This window comes from Mesorhizobium sp. M0701 (genome assembly GCF_040320365.1).
Classification (GTDB): Bacteria; Pseudomonadota; Alphaproteobacteria; order Rhizobiales; family Rhizobiaceae; genus Mesorhizobium.
In genome coordinates this window covers 35,163-53,113 of the sequence record NZ_JAMYPO010000021.1, presented here as the reverse complement: position 1 = coordinate 53,113, position 17,951 = coordinate 35,163, and the positions used below count along the sequence as shown (strand labels likewise).

Below are 17,951 nucleotides of genomic sequence, written 5' to 3'. Positions count from 1 at the left end.
GCGGCCACTTCCCCGGAAAGGAGGTCGGCCAGCATGCGGCTACGTCAGCCACAGGCGAGTGCACCGAAGCTCTCGGCGCCGAGCACGGTGATCGGTTACTTGGCGGCCGGGCATGCTATCGACAGCGTCGAATAGATTTCCTGACAGCCCAATGTAGATGGTCTCCGAGCATGGCGAGCGGACGCTTGCCTGGATAAGTGCGATCAGAAGATTTCAACCCTCAAATATTCTCACGCACGCGGTCGCCAGTCTCAGAGCAGGCCTTTCCAACGGCCCAAATCCATCTCTGCGTGTTGTCGCCGAATGGCCAGTCGGCGGCGTCCAGAAGGACACCGCCGAATCCTCCCATGCGCGGACGCTCCAACGCAATTACGTCACTCTTGTACAGGAACAGTATAGTTCAGGATCAACCTTCCACCATCTGCAAAGATCGTCTGCCCAACGATGTAAGAGGCATCCTTGCTTGCCAGGAACGATGCCACGCTCGCGATCTCGGCTGGATCGCCGCAGCGGCCACTCGGCGTCCGCGAGAGGATCATGTGACGCTGGTGCTCATTTGCCAACACCGAACTCTTCACCATGTCGGTTAGGATCGTACCGGGGCCGATAGCGTTGACGCGAATGTTGTGTCGGATCAGGTCGACAGCCATGACAGCAGTCAGCTGAGTAATCCCGCCTTTGGAAACAGCATAAGCGACCGAATTCGGAACCGCCAGGATCGCGTTTATCGACGACATGTTCACGATGGACCCGCCGCGTCCCTGTACGATCATGGCACGAGCCGCCGCCTGTCCGATCAGAAATGGAGCTTTGAGATTAACCCGCTGTACGCGATCGAAAGCGGCCTCTGGAAAATCTACGAAGTCATCGAAATGAATGATTCCGGCATTGTTGATCAGCACGTCGACGCCGCCGAAGTGGTCGGTTGCCTTGTCCACAATGCCCTTTGCCATCTCCTGTGTGATTTCGGACAGATCTGCGGTTAACCAGGTGGCATTGTCGCCAAGCCTCTCGGCTTGGGAGCGCACGGCGTTTTCCAAGATATCAACCATGACCACTTTCGCGCCATCTGCAAGGAACCGCTCCGCGCAGGCCAACCCCAGGCCCCGAGCTGCTCCGGTCACGATCACGATTTTATCCTTATGTTGCAATTTGGGCTCTCCAACCTCTCAATTATCTATGTTCGATCTCAATTGGGCAGCACACTCTGTAAATCTTCCACCGAAGATAAACTCAAGCAACCCGGTGACGAAGTTCGGTGCCGGCCTCCAAGCGGTACAAATTATCAGCTATTATGCGACTGACGCCGTCAAACGCCGTGTCTGTAGTTCCAGCCTCGTGTGGAGTCAGAATGACGTTAGGATGGTCGAGTAGCTTGGAGCCCGGTAGAGGCGGCTCGTTAGCGATAGTGTCTAACCCCGCCGCGTGGATCCGACCACTCTCAAGTTCATCGATTAGGGCGACTTCGTTGATAACGCCTCCCCGGCCAACGTTGATGATCGACGCTCCCCTCTTGACCTGCTTCAAGCGCGCTTTGTCGAAAAGTCCCTGGGTTTCGGCATTTAAAGGAACAGTGACAATAATGATGTCAGCGATTGAAACGAGCTCATCTAGACGATCCATTCCGCCGACCCAATCAAAACACCCAGCCGATTCCTCGGTTTTGTGGGGATCACGACGCACAGCGACTAAGTCCATGCCGAAACCACGCAAACGCTCAGCAATAGCGCGACCGATGTCTCCTAAGCCAATGATCCCGGCCCGGCGACCTGCGAGGCCAAAATTCAGGGGCGTTGCCCAGCCCCAAATGCCCGTCTCAAGCCTTTTTTGACGTACAGCGGGCAGCCGTGCACAACTCAATATAAGGAAAATAGCACCCTCAGCTACGGAAGCTGCCATACCAGAAACACCGGACGGCGCATTGCAGACTGGGACACCATGCCGCTTCGCCGCTGTTACATCTATCTGGTCCACGCCAACGCCGAACTGGTGAACCAAGCGGATGCGGCTCCCTGAAAGAAGATCGTCTGTCACCGCCATAGCAAAGGGGACCAGGACGTCAGCCGACCGAGCCACCTGCAAATCATGGTGAGCCCCCGCCACAACCTCCCAATCCGGCAAATTGGCCTGAAGACGTGCCACAAGCGGCAAGCTCCATGCGGGACCGATAGCCAGGACGCCCATACTAAAGCCTAAACCCGTCGTAGGCACGGATTTCGCGGCGCAAATCCTGCCAGATCTCTTCGCGCGCATCGGGGTTGCGTCTGATCAGATGAGGCGCAGGCATCACCGCCTGGGCGAACGATGCCGCCGTCCCAACCCAATGGGTGACGTATTCGCCGCGTGCGCGAGAATTCGTGTCGATGCGGATGGCCCAGCGCTGCATTGACAGGCAGGAGCCCTTGCGGGCGATGAACTCGACGTTGCTGATGACATCCCGCATTTCAAATGGTCTCCACGGCAGCACGCGATCCCGTAGTCGCTAGCGACAACATTTGGAACCGGTCGAATTGCTCTGACAGGCCTTCGGCGATCTTTCTCCCGTCGCGCATGAAAACCAGCCGATGGGCAACCTCCAGAAGCTCATCCATATCCGACGACGTCAGCCAGATGGCTATCCCGGTGGCCGCCAGGTCGCGGACCAGCTGGTGGATGGCCGCTTTGGACTTGACGTCGACGCCCCGGGTAAAGTCGTTGAGCAACAGCACTCTGGGTTTCAATTCCAGCGCTCGCGCCAGCATCACCCGTTGCTGGTTACCGCCCGAAAAGCGCGCCACCATCTGGTCGCGGTCGGTGCCGCGGACGCCAACGTCGTCGAGCCGGGCGAAGCTTTGCCTTCTCAATTGCGGCCCCATGAGCCAGGCAAGCGATCGCATGCGAGTCAACGTTCCGGCCGTTACATTCCATGGCGGGGACCGGTCCAGCCACAAGCCGTCCTTCTTGCGGTCGGTCGGCATGTAGACCACTCCCGCGGCGATGGCCTCGGCGGGGTGGCGAAAACGTACCGGACGCCCTTCGACTAGATGTTTGCCTTTGACCGGCACGACCCCTCCGAGCATTTCCATCACAGTTGAAATGCCCGAGCCCTCGAGGCCGACTAGGCCGACAATCTCGCCGCCTTCCAAGTGCAGGTCGATCGGCGCAACCCCTGCTGCAGAGGCAGCCTGCAGCTCCGCTGCCGTGCCGCCTAGATAGGAGCGCTTCCCCGCCTGCTCATTGGCAAGCTCGCCCACCATGGCGCGCGTGACGCTGCCGACGTCCACATCGGAGGTCCGCCAGGTGCCGACCAGCTTGCCGTCACGCAGGACCGTCAGGGCCTCCGTGATCTCGAACACCTCGTCAAGGCGGTGTGAAACGAAGACGATCGCCGGACCTTCGGAGGCGATTGCACGCATCGCGGCAAAGAGGCTCTGCGCCTCGGGCTGCGAAAGCGCCGAGGTCGGCTCATCCAGGATGAATATGTTGCCGCCGCCACAAAGCGCCCGGCCGATTTCCACAAGCTGTCGCTGGGCGAGGGTAAGATTCTTGATGCGGGCGGAAAGATCCAGCCCGGCCGAGAGACTGTCGAGAACCTTGCGCGCCAACCGTCTCCGCTGGCCAAAGTCTATGAAACCCGCTCCAGCCGGCATCGACGTGGCTGTGATGTTTTCCTCGACGGTGCGGTCAGGGAAAAGCATCAGTTCCTGGTGCACGACTGCTATGCCGGCGCGGCGCGCGTCGATCACACTGCCCGGCGTCACCAAGCGGCCATCGAGGGACACCGTTCCGTTGTCGGGGCGAACTGAGCCCGCTAGCACGCCGATCAAAGTCGATTTTCCGGCGCCGTTGGCGCCGAGGAGACCGTGGATCTCCCCAGCGCGAACCTCAAAATTCACCGAATCGAGCGCGCGCACGCCAGCGAACTGCTTCGTGATGTCGCGCGCCGACAGGCGAAGTTCGGTGTCTGCTCTCATCCCTGGAAGCGCTTCTCGCGGACCAGGAACGAATCCACATTGTCCTTGGTAACGATTTCATTGGCCATGAAATAGTTGCCGCCGGGCAACGCGAGCTTGGGTGCGCCGAGGATCGCGCGCTGGTAGGCGTAGGTGATCGGCATATAGCCTTGCATGTAGGGTTGCTGGCCGATCGTCGCGTCGATATGACCGCTCTTGATGAGTTCCAGTGTCTGGTACATGAGATCGCAGCCGACGATCGGGTGTTTCAGGTTCATTTCCTTGCGCACCAGTCCAGCCGCCGCAGTGTCGGGACCGCAAAGCGGCATGATCGCCGCGAGATTTGGATTCGCCTTCAAAATGTCCTTGATCGTTGCCAGTTCGCTAGCCATGTCGCTTGGATTCGTGTTGTAAACGTTGACGACGTTCAATCCGCCCTTGGTGGCGCCTTGCTTGGCGCCCTGGATGCGCTGGTCGAGAGCCAATAGCCCGGGCGCGCAATTGGTTAGCGCAACATCACCCTTGCCGCCGGCGAGCTTGGCGATCAGTTCACCCTGCACGACAGCGGCACCTACCAGATCCTGACCGAAGAAGAGTTCGCGGCCGCTGTTTGGTGAATCGCTGTTGGCAGTAAGGACAATGACGCCTGCGGCGGTCGCCTTTTCTATCGGCGCGATCCAAGCGTCGGCCTCCAGCGGGATGACGACAATGGCCTGGTAGCCGGAGCCGACAAGCTGCTGGAACTGTGCGATCTGCGCAACCGTATTGCCGTCGGGAACACCAGTCCAGTCGACCTGAATGCCGAGTTGGTCGCCGGCATCAAGCGCTCCCACCTGCGTCGGGCGATAATAGGGGTTGGTAGTGTTGTAGCAGCTGACTGCCATCTTGATGGGCTTGTCGTGGGTCGAATTGATCCACTGCTTCCAGTCATCCGGGGCTGCGGCGGCTTGCTCGACCCCACCGGCCAGCCCCAGCATCGCGGCAGAACCTGCAAGTCCGATCATCTTTCCGAATGTCCGGCGTGACAGGCCGGAAAGCTCGTCTTTATTGGTCATGTTTCTCTCTCCCTTTTAAGTTGTCGAAAAGTGTCGCCCTATGGTCTCGTTATCTGGATCCTGGCGGCAACCGCCTCCCTCTGGGTCAGCCAGGTCAACGTGACCGCCGCGATGAGCACGAGGCCCGAGACCCCTTGCGTCCAGCTTGGTGAAACACCCCAGAAGACGATGAGATTCTGGATGATGCCGATGACGATGAGACCTAGGATCACGCCGAAGATCGAACCGCGCCCGCCGGTCAGTTGGACACCTCCGATGATCGTGGCGGCAAGCACCGTCAGTTCATAGCCGGTCCCGGCTGTCGGTCCGGCGGTATGCAGATAGGCGACGGAACAAACCCCTGACAATCCCGCGAGCAGTCCGGAAAGAGCCAGGATAATTATGCGGGTCCGCTCGATACGAAAGCCGACCAGGCGCGCTGCCAGAGGGTTGCTGCCGATAGCAAAGATACGAAACCCGAAAACGGTGTTGCGCAGCATGATCTCGGCGACGACAGCCAATACCAGGAACAGGATCGTGATGTAGGATATACCGCCTAAGCCGCCCTGTCCGAAACCGTCGAAGAATGCCGGCGCGTCGCCAAGCCCGGTGACCGGGGAGCCGCCCGAAATTACCAATGCGCAGGCGCGGTAGATGCCGAGCGTGGCGAGCGTGACCACCACCGCCGACACTTTGATCACTTGGGCGACAATGCCGTTGATGAGGCCACAGACCAACCCGCTCGCGAGCCCGGCGCCAATCGCAACGGACACCGGGATGCCGTTGCGGAGCGCAATAGCCGTCAGGACGGCGCTCAGCGCATAGGTCGATCCGACCGATATGTCGATCTCGCCGACGATCAGGGCAAGACCGACCCCGATGGCAAGGAATCCCAGTAAAGTCATACTTTGCAGGATGCCCGCCAGGTTATCGAAGGTCAGGAAGTACTGATTGGTCAGCGCACCGAGCACAAACAGCAAGATCGCCGCCAATAGGATGCCGCGCTCGTCAAACCTGAAACGTTCCCTTAAGCGCTGGCCGGACGGGGGCGAACTCGCACCTTCCAGCGCCGGTACAACTTTTGTTCCATCCGTGGTCATTTCAAACCACCAGCGCCGGCGGGATCGACGAGCCCGTCGCGCCGGCTATCTTCATGGAACAGCTCGGCGCGATCTCGTCATGGAAGCGCTGTTCGTCGCATTGCCGCTCAATAAAATCGTAAGCGCAAGCTTCGCGTTTCAAATCATCATAGATTTTGTCTCGATGCTCAGGATTTCGGCCCAACAGATGAGGCGCTAGCATCGGAGTCTGGCCCGGGGCCGACTGTGTGCCAACCCGACGGGTAGCATAACGACCTTCATAACCGTCACTAGTTGCCACACGAACTGCGTACCGCATGGCTGGCAACCTGCCGCCCCTTTTGCAGCGCAACTTGCTGGCCCCCATTGCACGATGCTCTCCAAGGCCGAGACCAGATTCCGCGAAGCTAAACGCGATGACGTCCCCCTCGCTGATAACACTCATTTAAGATCCTATCCTATAAGACGACCGCGTCGACAAATGAATTAGTGGCATTATCAGTCTTACGACCCCAGGCTGTCCAAAGTACTCCGTGTCTTTATTTAACAACGCAGTCATCTCCAAGATCAGCTATAGTTGTAGCGCCTATCTGCCCCATCAACATGTCGATTTCGGAATTGAGGATGTCAATGACGCGTGCAGCGCCGGCAGTCTTGGCTGCGATCGCGCCATACAACGTCGCGCGCCCAACCATTACGAAGTCGGCACCTAGGCATAAGGCGGCGACAATGTCGGAGCCTCGCATTATGCCACTATCCAATAAGAGCGGCATTTCAGGCCCCACCGACTCCCGAATCAGTGGTAGCATGCGCAAAGCGCTCGGTGCCCGGTCGAACTGCCGACCCCCGTGGTTCGAAACCTGCAACCCGTCGACTCCCAACGCTTTTGCTTGAAGCGCATCGCGAGGCGACAGAACACCTTTGAGAACGAGGTAATGTGGCCAGATCTCTCTTATTCTGGCGAGATCGTCCCATGAAAACCCGGGATTCGGGATGTGGTGGCTTATTAGAGCTATGACGTCGGCGGATGTAGCCCCGTCTTTAGCGTAAGGCTCCCAGTTTCCATATGACGGCATCCCCCCCGAACGCCAGTAATCGATCAGCCAAGCCCAATGGAGTCCAGCATCAATAATACCTCTGAGACTGGGTCGATAAGGAAACGCTACGCGATTACGAATGTTTCGCTCGCGAATCCCCGAAACTGGAACATCCGCAGTTACTATGAGGGTCTTCGACCCAGCGGCCTGTGCTCGGCGTAGCATATCGTCTACTATTTCTGTATCGCGCGCCGCATAGAGCTGAAACCAGAAGGGCCTCCTCGTGCTCTCCCATATCTGTTCAAGCGACGCGTTGCTAACGCCCGACAGACCGAATGGGATGTTCGCGTCCTTGGCTGCCTCTGCCAGATGAATGTCCGCCGCTGGCCGAAACAGGCCATTCATTCCAGAGGGCGAGATACCGAAAGGACTATTGTAAGTCTCCCCGAAGATGGATTGGATGCGTGAACGGCGCGAAACATCGCGGCATATCCGCGGAAGAAAGCGGATTTTATCGAACGCATCACGGTTCGTTTCCAGCGCAATCTCGTCTTCCACGCCCCCTTCGATATAATCGAAGAGGGCCTTGGGAAGGCGCTTTCTCGCAAGTTCTTTCACATCAGACGCGCTTACCGCGCGCTCGATCTGCGCATTTGACTTGGCCACGATGTCCTCAACTATTGGCGCAAAGGATATTGCCGTCCGCTTCGACCCAACTAGCCTGGCAAAAGCGCCAAACGTCGTTGTGGGGCGGCCTTTAAAGGCTTCCGGCGTATTTCTCCAATGATTCCCACGCCTGCGGTGCAAACTTCTCTTTCGCCTGCCTGTAGAACCCGGCATCGATCAATGCCTTACGGAATGGTTCCTTATCTGGGGTGCTAAAGACCATTCCCGCCTCCTCCATCTTCTTGACTAGACCAGCATTCTTATCCTCCAGGTCTTGTCGTTGAAGAAACGCATTCTCATTGAAGCGAGCTTCCATCACTAAACGGACATCTTGCGGAAGGCTGTCCCAAACCGGCTGGCTCACAAACATCCATGTGCCATCCCAGACGTGTTGGGTTAAGGAGCAATATTTCTGCACTTCGTACAAACGTTGCGCATAAAGTTGCGAAATGGGGTTCTCCTGCCCATCAACGAGACCTGTCTGAAGGGCAGAGTAAAGTTCCGGAAGCTGAACGGTCGTCGGGGAAGCGCCCAGCGCACTAAACATAGTTGTCCAAAGCGGGCTTGGCGGAACTCGAAATTTCTTGCCATGCAGGTCTGCCGGGCTGGTGATTGGGGAATCGTTTGAGGTCATGTGTCGGAAACCGCTGTCCCAAACGTTTTTGAACGGATAAAGGCCGACGCCTGCGATCTGGGTTCGGATGTAAGCGCCAAGCTCTCCATCCAACGCCGCCCATAGATTGGCATAGTTCTCGAAAACGAAAGGAACGGCACTGATCGCGGTGTTTTGCGCCACCACCTGCATAATTACGCCCGACTGGGTCATCATATCGAGAGCCCCACCACGCACTTGGGTCATCATGTCGGGATCGGTGCCAAGTTGCGATGCGGGAAAGAATAAGATCTCAACGTCACCGTTCGTTTCCTTCGCGATTTCTTCGATCGCCTTCAATGTGTAAACGCTGGAAGGATGGCCTGGCTGGAATGCACTGCCCATCCGCAGTGAGATCTTGCCCTTGGCCGTTGCAACTCGAGGACAACTGAGAGCAGTAGCTCCCGCCGCGAGAGCGAGTCCGCCAAACCGACGCCTTGTTATCAACATTTCATTCCTCCCTTTGGATTTAGACGGCAGTTCAAATAAATGCGAGAGATATTGCCGGTATGAAGGCGATGCACAGTAGTCCAACAAACAGTGCAAGCATGTATGGAAACAAGTCTTTCATCGCCGTGTCTGGGTCTACCTTCCCAATTCTACAGGCGATGTAGTAACCTATCCCAACAGGTGGCATAAACAACCCGATGTTCATCGAAACTACCATAACCATTCCATACTGAATCTCGTTTATGCCGAAATGGGCAGCAATTGGAAACATAAGGGGAGCCAGAAGGACCAAGGCAGGCAGCCCCTCAAGCAAACATCCTAGAACGATAAAGACCGTGATCGACGCAATCATGAAGGTCACCCATCCTCCCGGAAGGGTCGCCATCGTTACGGCCAGCCGGCCAGCAAAGCCCGTTTGCGTGAGGGCCCACGATGCTGCGACGGCGGTCCCCAGAATGAAGAGAATACTGCCAGTCATTGCGGCTCCCTCTACAAGGATTCTGTAGATTGAGCGCAGATCAAGGCTCTTATACATGCAAGTTCCAACGATCACGGAATAGAAAATCGCAACTGTGGAAACTTCGGTCGCCGTCGCAATTCCCTCGCCAACCGCCATCCTTATGAATAAGGGCAGCATAAGTGCAGGAACGGCTACCTTTGTTAAAAGCAATACGTTTTTCAATCCAACGCGCTCTACTCCCGTCATATCCTCGTTCCTCGACCTCCACCTGGCGACCACAGCCAGAATGACCAACAGGAAGAATGCTACGGAAAAACCGCTGACGAAGAGCTGTGATATCGAAAGACCGGCGACCGAGCCCAAAACGATCAGGATAATTGCAGGAGGAACCGTATCTGCCATAATCGAGCCGGTTCCAAGAAGCGCGACCATCTCTGTCGGTTTGTTGCCACGGCGTCGCATTTCGGGAAATAGCGCCGGGGCTACAGTCGCCATATCGGAGACTTTCGACCCTGATATTCCGGAAACAAGATACATTGAACCCAACAGGACGTACGACATTCCTCCTTTCACGTGCCCTACGAGAGAGCTGACGAAGTCGACGATAGATTTGCCCATTCCGGTTCCATCCAGAACCGCCCCAAGCAAGATGAAAGCTGGGACGGAGAGCAAGATAGGGCTACCCATTCCCTCATCCATACGGCCGACAATTACCGTGAGAGGAATGTGTGTCCCGAAAAGAATAAACGCCATGGCTCCTATGCCGAAACAAAATGCAATCGGGACTCCGATTGAGAGTGTGGCCGCAATAAACCCCACCAATATCAATAAAAGGGGAGTTTGAGAAAAATCCTCCAATATCCTGTTGATCTGCCAGAGGCCAGCAGAGATCAAAATTACAATTGCTAATGAAACGCATATTTGCAAAAGCGTTGTCTTCTTAATCAAATGAAGAAATACGATCAATATCATCATCACGATCGCGATTGGTATACATACACTCCGAATGCTTTTTGGGAGGTCGAGGCCTGGTATAGTAATCGAGTGCTCCAACATAAGATGCTTGTAGGACGGATAAAGCAGGCCGATCAGAAATGTCAGCACCAGTAGTGAGCCAAGTGTCTCTAGAAATTGCCTTACGTTTGGACCTAAGCTGTTCACCACAAAGGTCAGTCTGAGGTGTTCTCCTCTGGCCATAGCGATAACCGAGCCGAGCATCACAAGCCACATAAACATGATGACGAGAATTTCGTCGATCTCAGTTAGCGGGCTGTTTAACACATACCGCGATATCACGCCGGCAAACATCAAGATGATAATGCCCGCGAGAAGAGCTGCTGCAATCGCCTCAATGACCTTCATTAAAAGCGCTAAGTGTGACTTTGGCAGGTAGTCGACTTGCGAGCTCTCGAATTCACTCAGTGGCACGGCATCTTGCATAGCTGTTCTCTCCCAATCCCGTATCTCTCCCAATCCCGAAAGCGCACCCTAAGGGCCGATACCGAGAACACCTGAGCCACAAAGCGGCCGCGGCTCTAATTTTCCACTGCCGCTGTCAGAAGCGGAAGAACTCCCCCGGATGGCAATCCGCCTCTCCTAGGGAACCGGCATGCCGAATAGTATCAATATGAGTGAGAGTTACCGGCGCCGTCTCTCCCACGATCGCATGAACCTCCTTGCCGCACGGAGGGTCGGTTTGCTCATTGGCGAGAAGTAAGCCGTGGCGCTCCACAATCGGTGTTTGCTGGTTCTGTCATACCAAGCTCACGACAAGCACCACGACGTCTGAGCGGTCAGAACAAATACGTTATGCGGTCTGGCAATCTCGGCACTGCCTCTTAGCCTATCGATCTCTCAATTTATCTTGCAGGGCCTTCAAACCGGTCGCGAAGGCCCCGTTGGAGATGATGTCGACGTATTTGCCTTTGTCGTTTGGTGCTTCGTCGAAGGTCGCGCTCCATTCAGCGAAGGTGTGATCGCCGTTCGTCACCGGCAGAAGGTGCATGGTGCCTACATAATTCTCTACCGGAAAAGCCGGCAGGATGAATGCATAAGCAAACATGCGCTCCTGATCGTTGAGCGCTATGAGCCGCTCCCGCACGTGCCTTCCGTCTTCCACGAAGTAGAATGACCGTATTGCCCCCACAGCATCAGCCTGGCGGCCGTCCTCAATTTCGCTGCGCGCGACCATCGGATGCCAATTAGGTAATCCGTTGAAGTCGCGGATAATTTCCCAGACTGCATCGATTGGCGCGTCGATGACAGCACTTGCATAAGCCTGGGCCAAATCTACCTCCCTATCGCTATTGGCAGCGCATCTTGCACAGCTATTCTCTCCCATCCCGAAAGCCCCCTAAGGGCCTATCTGAGAACACCAGAGCCCTAAAGCGGCCTCGGCCGAATTAGTCGGATTGATAATACTTGTTCATGAAGTTGTCAAACTCTGTCTCTCGCCCCTAGCGTTCGGCATCTGCTCGTTTGCAGCAGGTGGCCTCAAAATCGGCATGGCTGGTTCATGGGATCATAAAAGTCGCCGATTTTTCTAAGGTGTTTCAGCCGGCCTTCCGGACACGTCACGGACCTCCATCATCCGCTGACGAGAGCGGCGGCGGTCGTGGAACGGCCAGCCCTTTTGGCATCCGGGAGGCCGGGGCAGAGAGTTCAAATGGGTTTTGCCCGCCCCGCTCCATCGACGAGTTTGTCGCCGCCGCACACCATTGTCGGCTGTACCGCGAGGGGAGCCGCGTTTTTCACCGAAAGGCCGCACGGGCCTTAAGAGGACGGTTCCTGCGCAGGGCCGCGCGTAGCGGCATCATCGCCAACGGCGAATGCACCACGGAAATTGAGGAACGACGCCGGTTAAGTCCAGTGGGGCAGACGATTTTATGCCGAGCTACTCGTCTCGCACGATCAGCTGTTTGGCCAACGCAAAATCGTTTGACAACGAAAAATAAGTAATATCAATATGAGGAATTGATTGGGAGGGTTGATAGATGAAATTGAATTCGCCATTCTCGCGCCGCGCCATTCTGCGTGGGGGAACCGCTGCTTTTGCCTTGACCGCGCCGATTGGAATCGGGCCGCGGTTTCTCAACATCCGTACAGCTCTTGCCGCCGACGCATTGGCCCCCGGCATGATCGGCGGCCCGACGGGCTTCGACGGAGCCCAGCGCTACCAGTACGGACCCGACTCGCCTGAAGGCCGCGCAATCGAGGCGGTCAAGGTGATGAAGGGCGCCGGCAAAGCGACCAAGATTGTCGCCATGATGTCCGAGGTGGCTATCGGCCAGCTAACCAAACCGTTCCCGGCCGGCGCGCCCACCGTAAAGGATCTGTGGGAGAAGGAGACCGGCATTACGCTCGAACTGGTTAGCGTGCCGTCGGACGCCGTATTCACCAAGGCCTTGCAGGACATCGCCACCAAGGAGGGTGCCTTCGACATCTACGTCACCGAATGGAACCGTCTCGGCGATCTCGCCGAATCCAACGGCATCCAGAATCTCGATGAGTTCCGCACCAAGTACAAACCCGAATGGGACGACCCGGAGCGCGGCTATGTCGGTGGTGCCCAGGGCGTATCGCTGCTCAACGAATATCGCGGATCGGCCTACGGCGTCTCGCTCGACGGTGATTTCCAGTGCTGGGTCTACCGCAAGGACCTGTTCGAGGACGACAAGGAACGACAGGCGTTCAAGGCCAAATACGGCTACGAGCTCGACTACCCGAAGACATGGAAGCAGTTGGACGAGGCTGCGGCCTTCTTCCACCGTCCCGACCAGGGCCTACTCGGCTGCACCGACCTTCGCAACCAGGCCTGGGGCTATCCGAACTGGTACCAGCGCTTTGTTTCCAGCGCCGCGCCCAACCAGTTCCTGTTCGACGACGACGGCACGCCTCTGATCAATTCCAAGCAGGGCATCAACGCGGCGAAGGAGTATGTCGACACACTGGCCTATCACTCACCCGACGCCATCAGTTGGGGATGGCCGGAGCAATACGGCAACATGACCAAGGGCGGCGCGGCTATGACCTGCGCCTTCTCCAACATGCCAAAATTCATCGACAACCCCGCCAATGCGGACTCGGTGGTAAAGGGCAAGCTGAATACCTCGTTCTCGCCAGGCCGGGAGATCGACGGCGCGCTGATCCGGCGCTCTGTGCTGTGGTTCTCGATCACCGCGACGGTTTCCAACCAGTCGAAGAATACCGAGCTTGCCTATCTCTTCCTTCAATGGTTGGGATCGAGCCGGATCTTCACCTGGATGATCGCCAACCCAGCGGGCTACGGCTTCGATCCGTTCCAGCTTGCCAACATGACCGATCCGCTGGTCGCCGAGATGTATCACGACTACCACCTGAAGACGATCCGCGAGACCATCAAGCGCTCGGTGCCGACCATCAACTTCGCCGGCGCGACCGCGCTTCACAACGCGCTTGACGAGAACCTGCTTGGCGCGCTCACCAAGTCGAAAACGCCCGAAGAGGCGATGGCCGATACTGAACGCGAGTGGAAACGCATCATTCGCAAGCTCGGCGAGGACAGGTTCGTCGAGGCAGTGAGGGCCAACAAGGCCGCTTGGCCGACGCTCACCGACCCCATCGCCTAAGCATCCTCCCAAGCAAAGGCGCGCCCGGCAGCCGATGGCTGCCGGGCCAGAAGGCTCATATCCATGAAGAACAGCTCCGTTCTGCTTGCCCTTCGCTATCTCGGCGTCCTTGTCGCGCTATTCGTGACGCTGCTGCCGATCTTCTGGATGGCGACGATGGCATTCAAGCCCCTCGGCGAATGGACGCTGAGCGGCAAGGACATCACCTGGCTGCCGCAGCAGCCGACGCTCGACAATTTCCGTTACATATTCGGGCTGGAGACCTCGGGCATCCTCGGCACCCCCGCCCGCACCGCGGTCCATCCGATCTTCTCGTCGCTGATCGCCTCGACGTTCGGCACGATCATCGCGATGATTTGCGGCACGCTCGCCGCCTACGCGGTGTCGCGCTTCAAGGTCGCCTCAAATCTGCCGCTGGCGCTGATCCAGTTGCGCCTGTTTCCACCCATAGCGGTGATGATCCCGGTCATGGTCATGTGGGCCTTCCTTGGTCTCGTCGACACCTGGTGGGGCCTGTCGCTGATCTACGGCATCGTCACCTTGCCCTTCGCTTTCTGGCTGATGAAGACCTTCTTCGACGAGATGCCGCGCGAGATCGAGGAAGCGGCGCTGGTCGAGGGCAGCACCCGCTTCCGGGTGTTCATGCGCATCACGCTGCCCATGATGAAGGCGCCGCTCGCCAGTTCCGCGCTGTTCGTCTTCATCCTCAACTGGAGCGATTTCCTGGTCGCCCTGCTTCTGACCACCAAGGAGTGGCAGACGCTGCCGGTCTACATGTCGACCCTAGCGGCAAGCGTCACCGGCCAGCTCTACGGCGCCAAGGCCGCACTCGGCCTGCTCGCAATCATTCCCCCGATTGTCTTCGGCATCGCCATCCAGAAATACCTGGTGCGCGGCCTCACCTTCGGAGCACTGAAGCAATGACCAATCTCACCGCGAGCAACGCCGCATCGCTCGGAGCCCCGGCTCAAGTGGCGGCGCCAGAGAGCGAAGGCAAGCGACTCGGCGTCTGGATGGCGATGCCGACCCAGTTGCTGCTTCTCTTCATTACCGTCTTCCCGCTGCTGATGCAGCTCTACATCAGCCTGACCGACTGGTCGCCGCTCGACGGCGAGAACTGGGCCTTCGCCTACCGGTCGTGGAACGACTTCGCCAATTTCATCGACCTATGGTCGGACCGCAACCTGTGGCTGTCGATCTGGCGCACTCTTCTGGTGACGGCCGTCTGCGTGCCGGTCGAGTTCCTGCTCGGGCTCGGACTGGCGCTGCTGTTCGTCGAGGAGTTTCCGGGCAAGCGGGTGTTCTACCCGATCCTGATCACGCCGATGATGGTGGTTCCGGCCATCGCCGGTTACATGTTCTTCATGCTTTTCCAGAGCACCGGCCCCATCAATGGCCTGCTCAGCACTCTGATCGGTTCGGACGTGCGCATCGCATGGCTTGGAGATCCCACACTGGCGCTCGTCAGCGTGATGATCGCCGACATCTGGCAGTGGACGCCGCTTATGTTCCTGATCCTGCTCGCCGGTCTAGCCGGCGTGCCGGACGACCAGGTCAAGGCGGCGACGATTCTGGGCGCTAGCTGGGGATACCGCTTCCGCACCATAGTCTTGCCGCGCATGGTGACGGTGATGATCATCGCGCTGGCGATCCGCGTCGTCGAGATCATCAAGATCTTCGACACTCTCTACATCATGACGGCCGGCGGGCCCGGAACCTCGACCGAGACGCTGTCGGTCTACATTTCCAAGGTGGCTCTTTTCCGGCTCGATTGGTCCTACGCCGCCTCCATCGCCCTCTTCATCCTCATCATCCTGTCGGCTGTCGCCATCTTTGCGATGAGCCGCATGCGGAAGCGCTGATCATGTCTTCCATCCGTCTAGACAGGCTCGGCAAATCCTTCGCGGGCATCGTGGCAGTCGCCGATATGGACCTCAACATCGGCAATGGCGAATTCATGGCTCTGCTCGGTCCCTCGGGCTGCGGAAAGACCACGACCATGAACATGATCGCCGGGCTTGTCGAGCCGACCCATGGGCGCGTGATGTTCGGCGAACGCGATGTTACCGGTGTGCCTATCGGCAGGCGCGGCGTCGGCTTCGTCTTCCAGAACTACGCCATCTTCACGCACATGACCGTCTACGAGAACCTTGCCTACGGGCTGCGTGCGAGGGGTGAGGAGGCGTCGAAGATCGACGCGAGAGTTCGCGAAATCGCCGGCCTCCTCGACCTCGTCGCCTTCCTCGGCCGGCGCGCCTCTGGCCTGTCGGTCAACATCCTGCAGCGTCTGGCGATCGGCCGATCGGCCGCTGTCAATCCCGCCATCTTCCTGCTCGACGAGCCGCTTTCCAACGTAGACGCCGCCTTTCGCGCCGTGATGCGCGCCGAACTGCGCGAACTCCAGCGCCGGCTCGGCCAAACTATGGTCTACGTCACGCACGACCAGCTCGAGGCGATGGCCATGGCCGACCGCATCGCCATCATGGATCGTGGCGTGCTGCAGCAGGTCGGCTCGCCGATCGAGGTCTATCGCGAGCCGGCGAACACCTTCGTCGCCCGCTTCATGGGTAGCCCGAGCATGAACCTGCTCACCGCCGGCGTCAGCGACGGCGCATTGAGCTTCGGCGAGATGGGCAGCCTGGCCCTTGCCGACGGCAAGCTTGCACTGACGAACGGCAGCAGCGTCATCGCCGGCTTCCGGCCGGAGGATGTGCGGCTCACCGATCCGGCGAATGCTCGGCTGCGGGCTCGTGCCGTCTTCGTTGAGCGCATCGGCGCCCGAGTCATTATCCATTTCGAAGATCGCGGTCAGTCGTTCAAGATCGTAGAGAGCGCCGGCTTCCCGGTGGCGCAGGGCGACATCCTCGGCCTCGAACCGGATACAGAGCGGCTGATCGCCTTCGATCCCAAAACGACGCTGGCAATCAGGGGAGCGGTCAGCCATGGCCTCCATTGACCTCATCGGGCTGAGCAAGCGCTATGACGACGTCCAGGCGCTCGACCACCTGTCGCTGTCGATCCAGAACAACGAGTTCTTCTGCATCTTCGGGCCGCCGACCAGCGGCAAGACCACCGCGCTCAGGCTGATCCTCGGGCTGGAGACGCCGGATACGGGCGAAGTGCGCATCGGCGGTCGCCCGATGGCCGGGGTTTCGCCCGGCGACCGCAATGTGGCGATGGTGTTCCAGAACCTGGCTTTGTTCCCGCATCTGACGGCGCGTGCAAACATCCGCTTCCCGTTGGAGGAGCGAAAGGTGCCGGTGGCCGAGATTCCCCGTCGCGTCGAGCAGGTGGCCGAGAAGCTGCACATCACCCGCCTGCTCGACAAGCTGCCTAGCCACCTTTCCGGCGGCGAGCGGCAGCGCGTCGCCATTGCGCGGGCCTTGGTGCGCGACCCGGCCGCCTATCTGATGGACGACCCGATCTCGGCGCTTGACGCGCGGCTGCGCGAGGAGATGCGCGTCGAACTGAAGCGCATCCAGCGCGACATCGGCCATACGCTGGTTTATGTGACGCATGATCAGGAGGAGGCGATGTCGGTTGCCGACCGCATGGCAATCCTGGAGAACGGCAAGGCCCGGCAGATCGGCACGCCGGCCGAGATCTACGCCGACCCGAATTCGCGTTACGTCGCCAACATGCTGGGCAGCCCGGCGATCAACATTTTGCGCGGCACGATCGACGATGGCGGTTTCGCATCGGGCGACATGCGGCTGAAGCTCGCCCTGCCCAGGAGCCAAATGGTTAGCGCCGAATTTGACCTCGGCATCCGCCCGGAAGCGATCGCCATCGAGACCGCCGGCGGCGACGCCGTGCCTGCCGAAGTGCTGAGGTCGGAGGTGTTGGGAGGCTATACGCTCGTCGACCTCACGACCAAGTCCGGCACAAGGCTGCGCGCCTCGGCAAGGGGATTCCGGAACCTCGAGCCCGGCCAGCCGGTCGGGCTGCGCATCGCACCGGCAGGCACCTTCTGGTTCGATCCATCCAGTGGCGAGCGTGTGCGCGCTGCCTGATTATTTCACATAAGGGAGATA

General features: G+C 58.5%; 16 protein-coding genes. 5 read left to right on the top strand and 11 right to left on the bottom strand.

Annotated features, from left to right (window positions below; translation table 11 throughout):
• Positions 1–374 precede the first annotated feature (374 nt).
• The 11 genes from NKI24_RS20040 to NKI24_RS19990 all read right to left on the bottom strand — a co-directional run bounded on the left by NKI24_RS20040 (position 375) and on the right by NKI24_RS19990 (position 11,597).
• Positions 375–1,151: an SDR family NAD(P)-dependent oxidoreductase gene (locus NKI24_RS20040; RefSeq protein ID WP_352747710.1), complete on the bottom strand. Its 777-nt coding sequence runs from the start codon at positions 1,149–1,151 to the stop codon at positions 375–377.
• An 82-nt stretch (positions 1,152–1,233) separates the two neighbouring features.
• Positions 1,234–2,142, bottom strand: coding sequence for an NAD(P)-dependent oxidoreductase (locus NKI24_RS20035; protein ID WP_352747707.1), 909 nt, complete (start codon positions 2,140–2,142; stop codon positions 1,234–1,236).
• 43 nt (positions 2,143–2,185) lie between these two features.
• Complete coding sequence (locus NKI24_RS20030) at positions 2,186–2,443, bottom strand: hypothetical protein (RefSeq protein WP_352747704.1); 258 nt, start codon at positions 2,441–2,443, stop codon at positions 2,186–2,188.
• 1 nt (position 2,444) lies between these two features.
• Positions 2,445–3,953, bottom strand: coding sequence for a sugar ABC transporter ATP-binding protein (locus NKI24_RS20025; RefSeq protein ID WP_352747701.1), 1,509 nt, complete (start codon positions 3,951–3,953; stop codon positions 2,445–2,447).
• Positions 3,950–4,987 carry a sugar ABC transporter substrate-binding protein gene (locus NKI24_RS20020; RefSeq protein ID WP_352747699.1) on the bottom strand — a complete coding sequence of 346 codons (1,038 nt, stop codon included), beginning with the start codon at positions 4,985–4,987 and terminating at the stop codon, positions 3,950–3,952. The genes NKI24_RS20025 and NKI24_RS20020 overlap by 4 nt, the downstream gene beginning before the upstream one ends.
• Positions 4,988–5,025: 38 nt before the next feature.
• On the bottom strand, positions 5,026–6,066 hold the full coding sequence (locus tag NKI24_RS20015) for an ABC transporter permease (protein WP_352747697.1): 1,041 nt from the start codon (positions 6,064–6,066) through the stop codon (positions 5,026–5,028).
• A 1-nt stretch (position 6,067) separates the two neighbouring features.
• Positions 6,068–6,490: a hypothetical protein gene (locus NKI24_RS20010; RefSeq protein ID WP_352747695.1), complete on the bottom strand. Its 423-nt coding sequence runs from the start codon at positions 6,488–6,490 to the stop codon at positions 6,068–6,070.
• Positions 6,491–6,584: 94 nt separating this feature from the next.
• Positions 6,585–7,748, bottom strand: a complete 1,164-nt coding sequence (locus NKI24_RS20005) for an alpha-hydroxy acid oxidase (protein WP_352747692.1) — start codon at positions 7,746–7,748, stop codon at positions 6,585–6,587.
• 91 nt (positions 7,749–7,839) lie between these two features.
• The gene (locus tag NKI24_RS20000; RefSeq protein ID WP_352747689.1) at positions 7,840–8,850 is read right to left on the bottom strand and encodes a TRAP transporter substrate-binding protein; all 1,011 of its coding nucleotides are present in this window, start codon (positions 8,848–8,850) and stop codon (positions 7,840–7,842) included.
• Between the two features lie 31 nt (positions 8,851–8,881).
• Positions 8,882–10,750, bottom strand: a complete 1,869-nt coding sequence (locus tag NKI24_RS19995; RefSeq protein ID WP_352747687.1) for a TRAP transporter large permease — start codon at positions 10,748–10,750, stop codon at positions 8,882–8,884.
• Between the two features lie 403 nt (positions 10,751–11,153).
• Positions 11,154–11,597 (bottom strand): SRPBCC family protein, encoded by a 444-nt coding sequence (locus NKI24_RS19990; protein WP_352747685.1) that lies wholly within the window; start codon positions 11,595–11,597, stop codon positions 11,154–11,156.
• A gap of 706 nt (positions 11,598–12,303) precedes the next feature.
• On the opposite strand from NKI24_RS19990, the gene NKI24_RS19985 reads away from it, so the two are divergent.
• The 5 genes from NKI24_RS19985 to NKI24_RS19965 all read left to right on the top strand — a co-directional run bounded on the left by NKI24_RS19985 (position 12,304) and on the right by NKI24_RS19965 (position 17,930).
• A complete protein-coding gene (locus NKI24_RS19985) occupies positions 12,304–13,917 on the top strand; it encodes an extracellular solute-binding protein (RefSeq protein ID WP_352747682.1) in 1,614 nt (537 codons plus the stop codon).
• 63 nt (positions 13,918–13,980) lie between these two features.
• Positions 13,981–14,841: a carbohydrate ABC transporter permease gene (locus tag NKI24_RS19980; protein ID WP_352747680.1), complete on the top strand. Its 861-nt coding sequence runs from the start codon at positions 13,981–13,983 to the stop codon at positions 14,839–14,841.
• Positions 14,838–15,779: a carbohydrate ABC transporter permease gene (locus NKI24_RS19975; protein ID WP_352747677.1), complete on the top strand. Its 942-nt coding sequence runs from the start codon at positions 14,838–14,840 to the stop codon at positions 15,777–15,779. The genes NKI24_RS19980 and NKI24_RS19975 overlap by 4 nt, the downstream gene beginning before the upstream one ends.
• Before the next feature lie 2 nt (positions 15,780–15,781).
• Positions 15,782–16,873: an ABC transporter ATP-binding protein gene (locus NKI24_RS19970; RefSeq protein WP_352747673.1), complete on the top strand. Its 1,092-nt coding sequence runs from the start codon at positions 15,782–15,784 to the stop codon at positions 16,871–16,873.
• On the top strand, positions 16,860–17,930 hold the full coding sequence (locus tag NKI24_RS19965) for an ABC transporter ATP-binding protein (protein WP_352747670.1): 1,071 nt from the start codon (positions 16,860–16,862) through the stop codon (positions 17,928–17,930). Before NKI24_RS19970 ends, NKI24_RS19965 begins: the two co-directional genes overlap by 14 nt.
• The last annotated feature ends 21 nt before the right edge of the window (positions 17,931–17,951 follow it).